The 14,763-nt window shown below is 75.0% G+C and carries 12 protein-coding genes, 1 tRNA gene, 1 pseudogene and 1 riboswitch; of the genes and pseudogenes, 6 read left to right on the forward strand and 8 right to left on the reverse strand.

From position 1 onward, the window contains the following. The first annotated feature begins 59 nt into the window (after window positions 1–59). A riboswitch (ZMP/ZTP riboswitch) is annotated at window positions 60–159 on the forward strand. A gap of 60 nt (window positions 160–219) precedes the next feature. Next, window positions 220–1,065: a bifunctional 5,10-methylenetetrahydrofolate dehydrogenase/5,10-methenyltetrahydrofolate cyclohydrolase gene (locus WDV06_RS13935; RefSeq protein WP_395510037.1), complete on the forward strand. Its 846-nt coding sequence runs from the start codon at window positions 220–222 to the stop codon at window positions 1,063–1,065. A 139-nt stretch (window positions 1,066–1,204) separates the two neighbouring features. On the opposite strand, the gene WDV06_RS13940 is transcribed toward WDV06_RS13935, so the two are convergent. Together WDV06_RS13940 and WDV06_RS13945 are read right to left on the reverse strand one after the other, a co-directional pair. Beyond that, entirely contained in the window at window positions 1,205–2,689 is a 1,485-nt protein-coding gene (locus tag WDV06_RS13940; protein ID WP_395510026.1) for an NAD(P)/FAD-dependent oxidoreductase, read from the reverse strand. 366 nt (window positions 2,690–3,055) lie between these two features. Next, window positions 3,056–3,862, reverse strand: coding sequence for a helix-turn-helix domain-containing protein (locus WDV06_RS13945; protein ID WP_395510027.1), 807 nt, complete (start codon window positions 3,860–3,862; stop codon window positions 3,056–3,058). Between the two features lie 184 nt (window positions 3,863–4,046). Here WDV06_RS13945 and WDV06_RS13950 point away from each other — a divergent pair, with 184 nt between their 5' ends. Beyond that, the gene (locus WDV06_RS13950; RefSeq protein ID WP_395510028.1) at window positions 4,047–4,352 is read left to right on the forward strand and encodes a 4a-hydroxytetrahydrobiopterin dehydratase; all 306 of its coding nucleotides are present in this window, start codon (window positions 4,047–4,049) and stop codon (window positions 4,350–4,352) included. 30 nt (window positions 4,353–4,382) lie between these two features. Here WDV06_RS13950 and WDV06_RS13955 read toward each other — a convergent pair whose 3' ends face one another. The 4 genes from WDV06_RS13955 to WDV06_RS13970 all read right to left on the reverse strand — a co-directional run bounded on the left by WDV06_RS13955 (window position 4,383) and on the right by WDV06_RS13970 (window position 8,741). Further along, entirely contained in the window at window positions 4,383–4,784 is a 402-nt protein-coding gene (locus WDV06_RS13955) for an RICIN domain-containing protein (RefSeq protein WP_395510038.1), read from the reverse strand. Between the two features lie 97 nt (window positions 4,785–4,881). Further along, the gene (locus WDV06_RS13960) at window positions 4,882–5,724 is read right to left on the reverse strand and encodes an aldo/keto reductase (RefSeq protein WP_395510029.1); all 843 of its coding nucleotides are present in this window, start codon (window positions 5,722–5,724) and stop codon (window positions 4,882–4,884) included. 164 nt (window positions 5,725–5,888) lie between these two features. Continuing rightward, window positions 5,889–7,712, reverse strand: a complete 1,824-nt coding sequence (locus WDV06_RS13965) for an AMP-dependent synthetase/ligase (RefSeq protein WP_395510030.1) — start codon at window positions 7,710–7,712, stop codon at window positions 5,889–5,891. Window positions 7,713–7,889: 177 nt separating this feature from the next. Next, the gene (locus WDV06_RS13970) at window positions 7,890–8,741 is read right to left on the reverse strand and encodes a LysR substrate-binding domain-containing protein (RefSeq protein WP_395510031.1); all 852 of its coding nucleotides are present in this window, start codon (window positions 8,739–8,741) and stop codon (window positions 7,890–7,892) included. Window positions 8,742–8,887: 146 nt separating this feature from the next. On the opposite strand from WDV06_RS13970, the gene WDV06_RS13975 reads away from it, so the two are divergent. Both WDV06_RS13975 and WDV06_RS13980 read left to right on the forward strand, forming a co-directional pair. Further along, entirely contained in the window at window positions 8,888–9,940 is a 1,053-nt protein-coding gene (locus WDV06_RS13975) for a bile acid:sodium symporter family protein (RefSeq protein ID WP_395510032.1), read from the forward strand. Between the two features lie 9 nt (window positions 9,941–9,949). After that, entirely contained in the window at window positions 9,950–10,375 is a 426-nt protein-coding gene (locus WDV06_RS13980; protein ID WP_395510033.1) for a (2Fe-2S) ferredoxin domain-containing protein, read from the forward strand. 5 nt (window positions 10,376–10,380) lie between these two features. On the opposite strand, the gene fdhD is transcribed toward WDV06_RS13980, so the two are convergent. Continuing rightward, window positions 10,381–11,229 carry a formate dehydrogenase accessory sulfurtransferase FdhD gene (gene fdhD / locus WDV06_RS13985; RefSeq protein WP_395510034.1) on the reverse strand — a complete coding sequence of 283 codons (849 nt, stop codon included), beginning with the start codon at window positions 11,227–11,229 and terminating at the stop codon, window positions 10,381–10,383. Window positions 11,230–11,436: 207 nt separating this feature from the next. Here fdhD and WDV06_RS13990 point away from each other — a divergent pair, with 207 nt between their 5' ends. Together WDV06_RS13990 and WDV06_RS13995 are read left to right on the forward strand one after the other, a co-directional pair. Next, entirely contained in the window at window positions 11,437–12,378 is a 942-nt protein-coding gene (locus tag WDV06_RS13990) for a beta-ketoacyl-ACP synthase III (protein ID WP_395510035.1), read from the forward strand. Window positions 12,379–12,560: 182 nt separating this feature from the next. Then, window positions 12,561–12,645: transfer RNA gene (locus WDV06_RS13995), tRNA-Leu, on the forward strand. Window positions 12,646–13,280: 635 nt separating this feature from the next. On the opposite strand, the pseudogene WDV06_RS14000 reads toward WDV06_RS13995, so the two are convergent. Then, window positions 13,281–14,024, reverse strand: a pseudogene (locus WDV06_RS14000) (IclR family transcriptional regulator domain-containing protein); the annotation flags it as partial. Window positions 14,025–14,763 lie beyond the last annotated feature (739 nt).

Consider the following 14,763-nt stretch of genomic DNA (forward strand, 5'->3'; position numbering starts at 1 on the left):
TCCCAGCTCCGGCGCCGGTCATCCACCGGATAAACCGGTGGAGGGTTCGATTACAGTGGAGGCAGGGCCGTGACTGGCGTTCGGGTGGATCACCACCGGGGAGCGGCCCGGCGTACGCACCTCCCCGTACGTCGACTGCCGCGCGCCTGGGCGAACCGCGATCCGCAGCGACGTTCAGGAGACCCCGTGACGACTGCCCCCACCGCCACCGCCCAGCTCATGGACGGCACCGCCCTCGCGCGCCGCATCTCGGAGCAGACGGCCGTCCTCGCGGCGAAGATCACCGAACGCACCGGTGCCGAGCCCTGCCTGGCCACCGTCCTGGTCGGCGAGGACCCCGCGTCCGTCACGTACGTGCGCATGAAGCAGAACCGCTGCGCCAAGGCCGGGATCACCTCCCGCCACATCGCCCTGCCGGCCGAGACCACCACCGAGGAGCTCGTCGCCACGATCGCGGCCCTCTCCGAGGACCCCACGATCAGCGGCATCCTGCTCCAGCACCCGGTCCCGCACCACATCGACGAGCGGGCGGCGTTCGAGGCCATCGCCCCCGGCAAGGACGTCGACGGGGTCACCATGCACTCCTTCGCCGCCATGGGCTTCGGCCTGCCCGGCTTCGTCTCCTGCACCCCCGGCGGCATCATGCGGCTGCTCGCCGAGTACGACGTGGACCTCACGGGCAAGCACGCCGTCGTGGTCGGCCGCAGCGCGATCCTGGGCAAGCCCGCCGGGATGCTGCTGCTGGAGCAGAACGCCACCGTCACCTACTGCCACTCCCGCACCAAGGACCTGTCCTCGATCGTCCGCCAGGCGGACGTGCTGGTCGCCGCCGTCGGCAAGGCCGAGTTCATCCGGGGCGAGGACATCAAGGAGGGCGCGGTCGTCCTGGACGCCGGCTACAACGAGGGCAACGTCGGCGACGTCCACTTCGAGTCGGCCGCGGCCCGCGCCTCCCTGATCACCCCGGTGCCCGGCGGCGTCGGCCCGATGACCATCGCGGTCCTGCTGGAGCAGACCGTGCACGCCGCGGCCGCCCAGGCCGGCCTGGACCTCGCGGACCTCTGAGCCGCCGCACCCCGCTACGACGGGCGCCCCGGGCCCCCGGCCCGGGGCTCCGCCGTTCCCACCGGGGCGGCCCGGGGCCGTCCCTTCCGGATCCCGCGGGCCTGACCGGCACGATCCGAAGGAGAGTCCCGGCGCGGCCTCACGGGGCCTGGCCGACCGAGTCGACGGAACCCGTCTGCGCGGCCGGGCGCCCCGGCGCGGCGCCGCCCCCCGGGACCGCGCCGTCCACCGGGGCGAGGCCCGCGAGGGCCCGCTCCGCCGCCGTCAGCGGCGGCACCCCGGACGCCCCCCGGTCCGAGGCCCGCAGCACGTGCCACACCACCGGCGGGCGCAGCCAGCGGGTCGGCGCGCTGCTCATCGTGATGACGTCGAACAGCACGCCGGTCAGCGTCTCGTCGGTGGTGGCCCCCGTCATCAGCCGGTCCACGTACGCGTTGACCAGGCCGGCGCCCGCCCGCAGCTTCGTCCCCGTCGCCCCCGGGTAGAGGATGTCCTGCGAGGTGGCCAGCTCCCAGGCGGCGCCGACCGCCGGGGCGATCGCCCGCTGCGCCGCCCGGCCGATGCCGGGGTGGCCGAGCCCCTTGGCGCGCAGCAGGGCCCGGACGGCCAGCAGCGACTGCGCCGCCACCGACATGCCCTGCCCGTACAGCGGGTTGAAGGTGGCGACCGAGTCGCCGACCGCGAAGAACCCGTCGGGCAGCGGCGCCTTCTCGAAGAAGACGCGGCGGTTGGCGGTGCCCGGCGTGACGGCCACGTCGGTCAGGGGCTTCCGGCCCTCCAGCAGCTCGCCGACGATCGGGTCCCGGACCCCCTTGGCGAACGGCACGAACAGGTCCGGGTCCCCGGTCGGCTGGCCGCCCCGGGTGCCGGAGAGGGTCGCCTGCCACCGCCCGCCCTCGATGGGGACGATCGTCGCCGTCTGCCCCGGTACGGGAACCCGCGGGTCGGACTGGACGTTGACGATGGGGAAGCCCGCCTCGTGGGCCCCGGCCGGGGCCTCGAAGACCCGCGTCGCGTAGACCAGTCCGGAATCGACCTCGGCCTGCCGGATGCCGGACACCCCGAGCGCCTCCAGCCAGGCCGGGGCGCGCGAGCCGCGTCCGCTCGCGTCGACCACCAGGTCGGCGCGCACCAGACGACCCTCCTCCTCGGGCGTGTCGACGCGGACACCGGTGATCCGCTCGGCCGTGCCCTCCAGTGCGCGCACCCGGCTCTGCTGCAGGAGGGTGACGCCCCGCAGCCCCGTCACCCGGGCGCGGACCACCGAGTCGAGCAGGTCGCGGCTGCAGGAGATGTTGAACTGCTTCTCCCCGCAGCGGGGGATCCATCCCTGGGCGGTCTTGGTGACCAGATCGGTCGGCAGGCTGCGGCGCAGGGCTCCCGCGCCGGTCCAGGCGTCGATGACACCGGGCAGGATCCGCTCCATGGCGCGCGCCCCGCCCGACCACAGGAGGTGCGTGTGCCGGCCCTGGGGGAGCCCGCGGCGCGGGGCGGGCCCCTCGGGCAGCCGGTCCGCGTCGATCACGGTGACCGTGGCGTGTTCGGCCAGCACGGCGGCGGCGAGCAGGCCGCTCAGGCTGCCGCCGATGACGACGGCGTGGCGGGGCGCGGAGGACTGGTTCATCGTGTCGGGCTCTCTGTCTTGGGCCGGGCCGGCCGTGCGGCGCCGGGCCACCGCACGGTCCGCGTGGTCCTCATGGGCCTGCCCTCCGGCGGTGTGGGATCGGGAGGCGGCTCGCACCGGGTCATTCTCCACATGTCGACAAGACGTTCGATCTGGTTCGTCCGCAGCGCAGCCTAGCCGCCGCTCCCTCCGCCCAACCAGCACCTTCCACAAATGCGGTCGGGGGGACCCGCGGCCGGCACACCGCCTTGACCTCCGGGGTAATCGCCCCCCGGGCGGCGCCCGGGCACAGTGGTGCCCACGGGTTCCGGAGCCGCGCACTCGGCTCCGGCACCCCGCACCCGCTCCCCGCCCCGGGCCCGGCGGTCACCCCAGGGCGCGCAGGTACTCCGCGGTCGCCCGGTCCGCCGGGAGGAAGGTCTCGATGGCCAGCTCGGCGACCGTCACGTCCATCGGCGTGTTGAACGTGGAGATGGACGACACGAAGGACAGCAGCCGCCCGCCGTGTTCGATCCGCAGGGGCAGCGCGATGTGCGGGACGGCCTCGTCCGGCTCGGCGCCGCCCGGCCGCTCCGGCACCGGGTACGCCGCCACCTCCTCGTACAGGGAACGCAGCGGCGCCGACCGGGCCGGGGCCATCTGCCGTTCCATCTGGGCCAGCAGATGGCCCCGCCACTGGCGCAGGTTGCGGATCCGCGGGGCGAGCCCCTCCGGGTGCAGGGTGAGCCGCATGGCGTTCGGCGGCGATGCCAGCAGGTGCTCCGCGACCCCCTCCAGCAGGGTCGCGATGCCGCGGTTGGCGGCGACCACCGTGTACGTCCCGTCCACGACCAGCGCCGGGTACGGCTCGTAGCCGGTCAGCAGCCGCTCCAGACCCTCGCGCAGGGGGCCCATGGACGGGTCGTCGAGCGGGGTGTGCGCGTACCGCGGGGCGTAACCGGCCGCCAGCAGCAGGGCGTTGCGCTCCCGCACCGGCACGTCGAGGTGCTCGGCCAGCCGCAGCACCATCTCCTCGCTGGGCCGTGAGCGGCCCGTCTCGATGAAGCTGATGTGCCGCGAGGAGGAGTCGGCGCGACCCGCCAGCTCCAGCTGGCTGATCCCGCGCCGCACCCGCCACGCGCGCAGCAGGGGGCCCGCGGAGGCGGTGCGGGCCGCCGAGGTCGAGATGGTCATGGCCACGACGTTAACCGAGGGACCCGTCCGGGCCGGACGCGGTCCACCGACCGGACGGCGCGCACCCCCGGCCCGCGAAGTACCGGGGCGCACCGGCGCGGGAAGGGTTCACTCCGGCGCCCCCCGTGGAAAACTGACTGCACATCACGGACGAGGACGAGCAACGAGCACGAGGAGGCCGCCGATGCCGAGCGAACCGCTCTCGCAGAAGGAGATCGAGGACCGCCTCCGGGAACTCCCCGGCTGGTCCTTCGAGGACGACAGGATCCTGCGCACCTACCGGGTGGGCAGCCACCGCGCCGCCAGCGCGCTCGTGGCCCACATCTCCGTGGTCCAGGACGAGTTGAACCACCACTCCGACCTGACCCTCGGCTACGACACCGTCCGCCTCTCCGTGAACAGCCACGACGCCGGCGGCCGCGTCACCGGGAACGACTTCGCGCTGGCCGAACGGGTCGAGGCCCTCGCCCCCGCCCACGGCGCCGCCTGACCGCCGCCCGGCCGGCCCGGCCCGGCGGGGTCAGGCCGGCTCCAGGCGCCACCACTGCGACGGGGAGTCCGCGTCCTCGCCCTGCCGGACCCGGCCCTCGCCGTCGGCCTCCAGCAGCAGCCCGCTGATGCACGCCACCAGTGAGACCACGCCCGGATCGTCCAGGTGCTCCTCGACGATCCACTCCTGGGCCCCGAACGCGTTGGCCCGCCACACCTGGACCCGCGCCCCGCTGTCCGTCGACGCGTTCGCGACGTCAAGCCGGCGGCCGTTGTCCTCGCTCACCACGTGGAAGACCCCGGCGCCGCCGTGCGTGGGCGCGAGCCGCCACCGGCGGGCGGCCTCCGGCGCGGGCGGCCCGTCGGGACCGACCCGCACCCGGGAGGCACCCTCCAGCTGGAGCACCAGCCCGCTGCCGGCGTTGCGGATCAGGTAGACCCCCTCACGGGGGGCCTGCGTACGGTCAGGGCCGGAAGCGCCCGAGGAGGCGGCGGAACCGGCGGAGCGGGAAACGTCGGCCACGTCCGCTTCAGACGTCGAAGACGGCGGGGTCCGGACCGATGCGGCGCCCGTCGGCGCCCAGGGCGTCCAGCGCCGCGAGGTCCTCGGCGTCCAGCTCGAACCCGAACACGTCCAGGTTCTCCCGGATCCGGGACGGGGTCACCGACTTCGGGATCACGATGGTGCCCCGCTGGAGGTGCCAGCGCAGCACCACCTGCGCCGCGCTGCGCCCGTGCCGGGCGGCCACCGCGGTCACCGCCGGGAGCTCCAGCAGCTCCTTGCCCTGGCCCAGCGGGGACCAGGCCTCGGTCGCGATGCCGAGCGAGGCGTGCAGTTCCCGCAGTTCGGCCTGCGGGAACAGCGGGTGCAGCTCGACCTGGTTCACCGCCGGGACCAGGGGGCTCTCCGCCCGGAGCCGTTCCAGGTCCGCCGGGCGGAAGTTCGACACGCCGACGGCCTTGGCCCGGCCGCTCGCCGCGATCTCCTCGAAGGTCTTCCAGATGGCGAGGAAGTCGTCACGCATCGGGCGCGGCCAGTGGATCAGGTACAGGTCGACGTGGTCCAGGCCGAGCCGGCCGAGGGAGTCGTCGAAGGCGCGCAGCACCGCGTCCCGGTCCCAGCGCCGGTCCGGCCCGTTCCACAGCTTGGTGGTGACGAACAGCTCCTCGCGCGGCAGCCCCGACCCGGTCACCGCCCGGCCGGTGCCCCGCTCGTTGCCGTACACCGCCGCCGTGTCGACACTGCGGTAGCCGGCCTCCAGCGCGGTCCCCACGACGCGCTCCGCCTCGTCGTCGGGCACCTGCCAGACGCCGAAGCCGAGCTGGGGCATGAGCGTGCCGTTGTTGAGCCTGATGTTCGGGACCTGGTGCACGGTGGGTGTTCCTCGGGGTCGGTCGGCGTGGTGTGCGCGGCGGCGCACGCGGGGCCACAACCGCCCGCCGCCACACCGTATTCCCCCCCGCCACGGGCCACCACCCGAACGGCGCAGGGCGAACCCGGCGCACCGGAACCGCCCCGCCGTGCCCGCCCGCGGGGTCAGGAGGGGTAGAGGGCCGCGATCTCCCGGGCGTACGCCTTCTCGATCGCCCGGCGCTTGAGCTTCAGCGAGGGCGTCAGCAGCCCCCGCTCCTCCGTGAACTGCCCGGCCAGCACCCGGAAGGCGCGGATCTGCTCGGCCTGCGACACCAGGGTGTTGGCCGCCACCACCGCCCGGCGGACCTCCGCCGTCAGCGCCGGATCGCCCACCAGCTGTTCCACCGGCCGCTGCGCCAGCCCGCGCATCGACAGCCAGTGCGCCATGCCCTCCGTGTCCAGGGTCACCAGCGCGGCGACGAACGGCCGGTCGTTGCCCACCAGGACGCACTGGGACACCAGCGGATGCGAGCGCACCCGCTCCTCCAGGGCCGCCGGCGCGACGCTCTTGCCGTTCGAGGTCACCAGGATCTCCTTCTTGCGCCCGGTGATCGTCAAATAGCCGTCCCCGTCCAGCCGCCCCAGGTCCCCGGTCGCCAGCCAGCCCTCGCGCAGCACCTCCCGGGTCGCCCGCGCGTCGCCCAGGTAGCCGGAGAAGACGTGGCGGCCGTGCAGCCACACCTCCCCGTCCTCGGCGATGTGCACCGTGGTGCCCGGGATCGGCGGCCCCACCGTCCCGTACTTCACCGCCCCCGGCGGGTTCGCGGTGGCCGCCGCGCACGACTCCGTCAGCCCGTACCCCTCGAAGACCGTGATCCCGGCGCCGTCGAAGAACAGGCCCAGCCGCCGCGACATCGCCGACCCGCCCGACATCGCGTGCAGCACGCGCCCGCCCAGGGCCTCGCGCACCTTGGCGTACACCAGCTTCTCGAACAGCCGGTGCTCCATCCGCAGCGCGGCCGAGGGCCCCGGACCCGCCCCGAAGGCCTTCTGCTCGCGGGCCTCCGCGTAGCGCACGGCCGTCTCCACCGCCCGGTCGAAGGGCCCCGTACGGCCCTCGGCCTCCGCGGCGCGCCGCGCCGCCGCGAACACCTTCTCGAAGACGTACGGCACCCCCAGCACGAACGTCGGCCGGAAGGCGGCCAGATCGGGCAGCAGTTCCGAGGAGGCCAGCGCCGGCTGGTGCCCCAGCTTGACCCGGGCCCGGACGGCGGCCACCTCGACCATCCGCCCGAAGACGTGCGCCAGCGGCAGGAACAGCAGGGTGGAGGGCTGCTCACCCGGCCCGGCCCGGAAGACCGACTCCCAGCGGGCGACGAGCGTGTCGGCCTCGAACATGAAGTTCCCGTGGGTCAGCACGCATCCCTTGGGGCGGCCCGTGGTCCCCGAGGTGTAGATGACGGTGGCGACGGCGTCCGGGGTCACCGCCCGCCGGTGCCGGTGCACCACCTCCTCGTCCACCCCCCGCCCGGCCTCCACCAGCTCGGCCACCGCGCCCGCGTCGAGCTGCCACAGCAGCCGCAGCTGCGGCAGCCGCTCGATCACCGAACCGACCGTCATCGCCTGGTCCTCGTCCTCCACGACGCACCCGGTGCAGGAGGAGTCGTACAGGATCCAGTGCACCTGTTCCGCCGAGGACGTCGGGTACACGGGGACGGGCTGGGCGCCGATCGCCCACAGCGCGAAGTCGAACAGGGTCCACTCGTAGCGGGTCCGCGCCATCACCGCGACCCGGTCCCCGAACCGCACCCCCTGCGCCAGCAGCCCCTTGGCCAGCGCCAGCACCTCGCCGGCCAGCTCCGCGGAGGTCACGTCCCGCCACCCCGCGGCCGTCTTACGTCCCAGCACCACCCGCCGCGGGTCCTGTCCGGCGTGCTCGAAGACGACATCGGCCAGGCCGCCGACCGGCGAGTCGCTGACCACGGGCGGCACGGTGAACTCGCGCAACACTGCCTCCTTGGGTCCCGGGCGCCGAGACGCTACCCCACCGGCCCCGCCGCCCGGCACCCCTGAGGAAACCTCCACAAGATCCCCTCGCACGCAACCCCGCCCGACCTGCACACTCTCCCGCCCGACCCCGAAAGGGCCCCGCCCGGACCCGCCCCGCCGGCCGTCCCGGCCGACCTACGCCGGCCGGCTCAGGCGGTCGCCGCCCGCCAGGACCGCCGCCGCCAGGGCCTCCGCCGCCGGCGCCGGGCGGCGGCCCTGGAGCAGCGCGAACTCCACCGGGCCCAGCTCCGGCAGCCCGCCCACCCGGACCAGCCCCGGCGGGATCAGCCCCCGGGTGTGCGCCATCACCCCCAGCCCCGCACGGGCCGCGGCGACCAGACCGCTGAGGCTGCCGCTCGTACAGGCGATCCGCCAGGCCCGCCCGTCCCGCTCCAGCACCTCCAGCGCCCGCGCCCGGGTGATCCCCGGCGGCGGGAACACGATCAGCGGCACCGGACGCTCCGGGTCCAGCCGCAGCCCCTCCGCCCCGATCCACACCATCCGGTCCCGCCACACCAGCCGGCCCCGCTCGTCCCCCGGCCCGCGCCGCTTGGCCAGCACCAGGTCCAGCCGGCCCTCGTCCAGCCGCTCGTGCAGGATGCCCGACAGCTCGACCGACAGCTCCAGGTCCACCTCGGGGTGCTCGTGCCGGAACCCCTCCAGGATCTCCGGCAGCCGCGTCAGCACGAAGTCCTCCGAGGCCCCGAACCGCAGCCGCCCCCGCAGCCGGGTCCCGGCGAAGAAGGCCGCCGCCCGCTCGTGCGCCTCCAGGATCGTGCGCGCGAAGCCCAGCAGCGCCTCCCCGTCCTCCGTCAGCGCGACGCTGTGGGTGTCCCGGGCGAACAGCGGCCGGCCCGTGGCCCCCTCCAGCCGGCGCACGTGCTGGCTGACCGTCGACTGCCGCACCCCGAGCCGGCCCGCGGCCTGGGTGAAGCTCAGCGTCTGGGCGACGGTGAGGAAGGTGCGCAGCTGGACGGGGTCGTACATGCCGCCAGCCTACGGCCGGCCATCACGCCGCGCGATGGCAGTCAGTGCGGTGTGCGGGTTTCCCGATGACCGCTACCGCGGCGACGATGGAAGCGCCCCGCCGCCACCGGGGCGCACCCGCTTCCGACAGCAAACGAGCACCGCCCATGCGACGCCCCCGCCCGCCCGCCCGGCTCCCCCTGGACCCCTACGTACCGGCCCTGCTCGCCACCGTCGGCCTCGCCGCCCTGCTCCCGGCCCGCGGCCCCGCCGCCACCCTCGCCGACGGCGCCTCCGCCGGCGCCGTGGCCCTGCTCTTCTTCCTCTACGGGGCTCGGCTCTCCACCCGCGAGGCCCTCGACGGCCTGCGCCACTGGCGCCTCCACGCCACCGTGCTGGCCTGCACCTTCCTGCTCTTCCCCGCTCTCGGCCTGGCCGCCCGGGCGCTGGTCCCCGCCCTCCTGACGCAGCCCCTCTACAACGGCCTGCTCTTCCTCTGCCTGGTCCCCTCGACCATCCAGTCCTCCATCGCCTTCACCTCGATCGCCCGGGGCAACGTCCCCGCCGCGATCTGCGCCGGTTCCTTCTCCAGCCTCGCCGGCATCGTCCTCACCCCGCTGCTCGCGGGCGCCCTGCTCGGCGGCGACGCCGGCGGCTTCTCCACGGACTCCCTCGTCAAGATCGTCGTCCAGCTGCTGCTGCCCTTCCTCCTCGGACAGCTCCTGCGCCCCTGGGTCGGCGGCTTCCTCACCCGCCACAAGAAGGTCCTCGGCCGCGTCGACCGCGGCTCGATCCTCCTCGTCGTGTACGCCGCCTTCAGCGCGGGCATGGCCGCCGGGGTCTGGCAGCGGGTCAGCCTCCCGCGCCTCGGCGCGCTGCTTGCCGTGGAGGCCGTGCTCCTCGCCGTCATGCTCGTCGTCACCTGGTACGGGTCCGCCCGCCTCGGCTTCGGCCGCGCCGACCGGATCGCCATCCAGTTCGCCGGGTCGAAGAAGAGCCTGGCGGCCGGACTCCCCATGGCCAGCGTCCTGTTCGGGGCCCAGGCATCCCTCGCCGTGCTGCCGCTGATGCTCTTCCACCAGATGCAGCTGATGGTGTGCGCCGTGCTGGCCCGCCGCCGAGCCCGCGACCCCCAGGGCGGGGACGGGCCCCAACTCCCCGGCGCCCGTGTGGCGGAGGTCTCGCCCCGCGCCCAACACCCGGCACCCCGGGGCCGGTAACGTGCGGCGGTGACCTGGATACGCCCGCTCGCCGCCCATGCCCCGCGCCCCTGCACCCTCGTGGTCTGCCGGGGCTGCTGCTGCGGGGACCCCCGCAAGAACCCCGGCACCGACCACGCCGGCCAGCTCGCCCGGCTCCGCGAGGCCGCCGACGCCTCGGGGGGCCGGCTGGCGGTGCGGACCAGCGACTGCCTCGGCCCCTGCGAGCGGGCCAACGTGATCGTGGTCCAGCCCACCACCGAGGCCCGCCGCCGGGGCGCCCGCGCCGTCTGGTTCGGCTGGGCCCTGGACGACACCGCGACGGACGAGATCATCGCCTGGGCCGAGTCCGGCGGCCCCGGCACCGCCCCGCTCCCGGCCACCCTCGACCTGCACCGCATCGACCCCCCGGAACCGAAGCCGGCCGCCACGCCCCGCCGGGGCCGCAGGCGCTAGGCAGCTCAGGCCGCCGTCTCGGGGGCGGGCAGGAGGATCCGCTCCTCACCCGCGTAGATGTTCATGTCCGGCCCCCGCAGGAAGCCCACCAGCGTCAGTCCCGCGTCCGCCGCCAGGTCCACCGCCAGCGAGGACGGCGCCGACACCGCCGCCAGCACCGGGATCCCGGCCATCACCGCCTTCTGCGCCAGCTCGAAGGAGGCCCGGCCCGACACCAGCAGCACTGCCCCGGCCAGCGGCAGCCGCCCGGCCTGCAGGGCCCGTCCGACGATCTTGTCCACCGCGTTGTGCCGACCCACGTCCTCCCGTAGATCGAGCAGCTCGCCCTCCGCCGAGAACAGCCCGGCGGCGTGCAGCCCGCCCGTGCGGTCGAAGACCTTCTGCGCCGCCCGCAGCCGGTCCGGCAGCTCCGACAGGAGGCCGGCGCGGACCCGTACCGGATCCGCCGCGAGACCCGGGAAGCGCGTCGCCGTGCGCACCGCGTCCAGGCTGGCCTTGCCGCACAGCCCGCAGGAGGAGGTGGTGTAGACGTTCCGCTCCAGCGTGATGTCGGGGACCGGAACCCCGGAGGCCAGCTGCACGTTGACGACGTTGTACGTGTTGGAGCCGTCCTCCGCCGCCCCCTCGCAGTAGGTCACGGCCCGGACGTCCGAGGCCCGTGCGAGCACGCCCTCGCTGACCAGGAAGCCCGCCGCCAGCGCGAAGTCGTCACCGGGGGTGCGCATGGTGATGGCCAGCGGCTTGCCGTTCAGCCGTATCTCCAGCGGCTCCTCGGTGACCAGGGTGTCCGGCCGGACACCGGCCGCCCCGCCCCGGACCCGTACGACGCGGCGCCGCTCGGTGACCCGTCCCATCGCGATCAGCCCGCCTGTTCCGTCCTCATCGTGTACCTGACGAGGACATTCTCCCGGATCCGGGACGGGCCCGGTCTCCTGGCTGGAAGATGCTGGGAATTCTCCAAATTCCCATGGCCCAATCCTGTTGGGTTACACGCACACGTACTCATCAGTAGCAGGAGAAGGTGAATGATCCTGACTGCCGTACAAAGGGGGATCCCGCCCATGACCGGTTCACGCGTGGTGGCGCTTGGGCACTACCAGCCCGCGAAGGTGCTCACCAACGAGGACCTCGCGGCCATGGTCGAGACCAGCGACGAGTGGATCCTCTCCCGGGTCGGCATCAGGACCCGGCACATCGCCGGCCCCGACGAGCCGGTCGACGAACTGGCCTACCAGGCTGCCGCGAAGGCCCTCGCCAACGCCGGCCTCACCCCGCACGACATCGACCTCGTGCTGGTGGCCACCTCCACCGCCATCGACCGTTCCCCCAACATGGCCGCCCGCGTCGCCGCCAAGCTGGGCATGACCAGCGCGCCCGCCGTGATGGACCTCAACGTCGTCTGCTCGGGCTTCACCCACGCCCTGGCCACCGCCGACCACGCCATCCGCTCCGGCTCCTCCACCCGCGCCCTGGTCATCGGCGCCGACACGATGGCCGGGATCACCGACTGGACCGACCGCACCACCTGCGTCCTGACCGGTGACGGCGCCGGCGCGGCCGTCGTCGAGAGCTGCCCCGACCGCGCCATCGGCCCGGTGCTGTGGGGCTCGGTTCCGGAGATGGGCCACGCGGTGCGCATCGAGGGCACGCCCCCGGTCTTCGCCCAGGAGGGCCAGTCCGTCTACCGCTGGACCACCAGCCGGCTCCCCGCGCTCGCCCGCAAGACCTGCGAGAAGGCCGGGATCACCCCCGAGGACCTCGCCGGGGTCGTCCTGCACCAGGCCAACCTGCGCATCATCGAGCCCCTCGCCGCGAAGATCGGCGCCGTGAACGCCGTCGTCGCCCGGGACGTCGTCGACTCCGGCAACACCTCGGCGGCCAGCATCCCGATGGCCCTCTCCAAGCTGGTCGAACGCGGCGAGATCCCCTCGGGTTCCCCGGTCCTCCTCTTCGGCTTCGGCGGCAACCTCTCCTACGCCGGCCAGGTCATCCGCTGCCCGTAGCGGACCGGGGCCCGCCGCCCACCCCGTACCAGGGGGTGGGCGGCGCCTCTCCGGGCCCGGAGCATGCCCGCAGGTCAGCGCGGCGTGGCGGGCCGCCGGCCGGACCGGAAACCTGGTCGGAGGGGCGCCGATCCTTTGCTATGGTTGTCCATGTCGCCGCGGGAAACCGGGGCCGACCACCGGTCCGGGTGGCGGAATGGCAGACGCGCTAGCTTGAGGTGCTAGTGCCCTTTATCGGGCGTGGGGGTTCAAGTCCCCCCTCGGACACAGATGAGAGAACCCCACTTCGGTGGGGTTCTTTCTGCGTTCCGGGCGGAGCCGGGGTGGCCGGATCCGCCCCTGCGCCCTCATGGCCCCGACCGGGTCGAGGGGGAGCAGCAGCAGCGTGCCGCAGGACGAACCGCGCAACGAGGTCGTGATCGCCGGGCGGTACCGCCTGGGGAAGAGGCTCGGCCGGGGCGGTACGGGAACCGTCTGGCGGGCCTCCGACGAGCCCCTGGGTGTCGGCCCCGGTCGGCCGCCTCGCCCGGTCCGGAGTACTTCGACACCGCCCTGGACTCCTTCGTCCCGGGCGGCTGAACCCCCGAACGCCCCGCGCCGGCCCCGGGCCCTCAGGTGCGCAGGACCACCAGGCCCTCCGGGGCCGGCAGGCTGCCGGGAGCCAGGGGGCCCAGGGTCTGGGGGAGTGCCAGGCGCGGCCCGTCGCCCTCCGGGAGGGCGCCGAACAGGTACGCCGCCCCCGACGCGGAATCGCTGACCAGGTGCGGGCCGGCGGTGGACGCCGTGAACCGGGTCAGCGGGGTGCGGAAGAGCCGGCCCAGGTGGCGCAGCGTCTCCGGGGCCGGGGCGCCCGCCGCCGGCGGCGGGTCCTGCGCCGGGGTGTGCGGGGGGATGGCGCCCGACAGGAGCAGGGCCAGCAGCACCGGGACCGCCTTGCGGCGCAGGGCCTCCGTCGCCTCGCGCAGCCGGTGGGCGTGGGCGGCGGGCAGGGAGAGCGCCAGGCTCCCGGCGGCGCCGCCCGTGGCGATGGGCACCGCCGAGCAGACGACCCCGGGGGAGTACTCGCGAAGGTCGAAGACCGGGGCCCCGGGGGCCACCGCGTCCAGGGCGCTGAACAGGGCCCGGCTGTCCGTGATGGTGTGCGGGGTCAGCCGGGCCGGGCGGTGGCGGGCCACGTGGTCGGCCCGGACCCGGTGGTCGAGCTGGGTCAGCAGGCACTTGCCGACGGCGCTGGCGTGCGCGGCGGCCCGGAAGTCCACCCACTCCCGCACCGGCGGGGCCCCCGGCCCGTCCGCCATCTGGGTGATCCGGACCTCGCCGTCGGCGTACCGGCTGAGGTAGACGGCGGCGCCCGCGCTGTCCCGCGCCAGCGCCAGGGTCCGCTGGAGCTGGTCGGCCAGGCCCCCGCCGCCCGGCGCCGCGAGCCGGTCCAGGGCCGGGCCCGCCGCGTACACCCCCGCCCCGGGGCGGTAGGCGTACTCCTCCTCGCACAGCAGGGCGAGGAGCGGGCGCAGCGCCGCCTCCGTGAGCCCGGACTTCCGCGCCAGCTGCCCGGCCCGTACCCCCAGCGGGTGCCGCTCCAGGACCCGTACGACGTCCAGCGCGCGCCGAGCCTGCTCCAGGGCCCCACCGGTGTCGCCGCGCACCGCCGTCCCCCGCGTGCCGGAGGCCGGCGCGAGGTGGCGCGGCGGGCCCGCGGCGGGGCGTGGCCGGTGCTCCGGGAGCGGGGCCGGCGGCAGGAACGCGGCCAGCACCCCGGGCAGCTCCGCCCGGGGCACCGGCACCGGGCCCAGATCGGGGTCGTCGCACTGGTCGACGTACCGCAGCACGGCCGCCTGGGCGCACAGCCGGACCTCGCGCAGCTCCCGGCGGCCGCCCGGCCTGAAGCCCCGGCGGCCCAGCTCGCGGGCCCAGTGGCGGGCGTCGTGGTGCTCGCCGCACCGGGAGTGGTCGAGGAAGAGGCAGTAGGCGGCGGGTGCGGTGCGCGCGGCGGCGGACCCGGCGGCGAACTGCCACCAGAACCGCGCGCCGTCCCGCAGCCCGGCCAGGTGCAGCAGACAGCCGAAGACGACCGCTCCGGGGAGGTCGGCGTGGCCGCCGTCCACGAACCGGCGCAGGTCGCGCCCGGCGCGCGGGTCGCAGACCACGGCCAGGCAGACGGCCTTGAGGTCCCGGCGGGCCCGCTCGGAGTCCAGCGGGCAGTCCCGGGCGGGGTCGCTCCAGCCGAAGGGGCGGCGCCGGTTGCGTGCGGCCGCGGCGGCCGGGGCGCCCGAGGCGCTGTATCATATAAAAAAAAACGAGCCCACCAGACCCGTTAAAGCATCTCGGGTTCGGGCTTATGAGGTGTAACATAGGGGGGGGGGGGGGGGGGGGGGGGGGGGGGGG

The organism is Streptomyces racemochromogenes, from assembly GCF_044129415.1.
Classification (GTDB): domain Bacteria; phylum Actinomycetota; class Actinomycetes; order Streptomycetales; family Streptomycetaceae; genus Streptomyces; species Streptomyces racemochromogenes_A.

Coding starts and splice junctions, on each gene's coding strand:
- WDV06_RS13935 (WP_395510037.1), top strand. CDS start 220: ATGGACGGCACCGCCCTCGCGCGCCGCATCTCGGAGCAGACGGCCGTC.
- WDV06_RS13940 (WP_395510026.1), bottom strand. CDS start 2,689: ATGAACCAGTCCTCCGCGCCCCGCCACGCCGTCGTCATCGGCGGCAGC.
- WDV06_RS13945 (WP_395510027.1), bottom strand. CDS start 3,862: ATGACCATCTCGACCTCGGCGGCCCGCACCGCCTCCGCGGGCCCCCTG.
- WDV06_RS13950 (WP_395510028.1), top strand. CDS start 4,047: ATGCCGAGCGAACCGCTCTCGCAGAAGGAGATCGAGGACCGCCTCCGG.
- WDV06_RS13970 (WP_395510031.1), bottom strand. CDS start 8,741: ATGTACGACCCCGTCCAGCTGCGCACCTTCCTCACCGTCGCCCAGACG.
- WDV06_RS13975 (WP_395510032.1), top strand. CDS start 8,888: ATGCGACGCCCCCGCCCGCCCGCCCGGCTCCCCCTGGACCCCTACGTA.
- fdhD (WP_395510034.1), bottom strand. CDS start 11,229: ATGGGACGGGTCACCGAGCGGCGCCGCGTCGTACGGGTCCGGGGCGGG.
- WDV06_RS13990 (WP_395510035.1), top strand. CDS start 11,437: ATGACCGGTTCACGCGTGGTGGCGCTTGGGCACTACCAGCCCGCGAAG.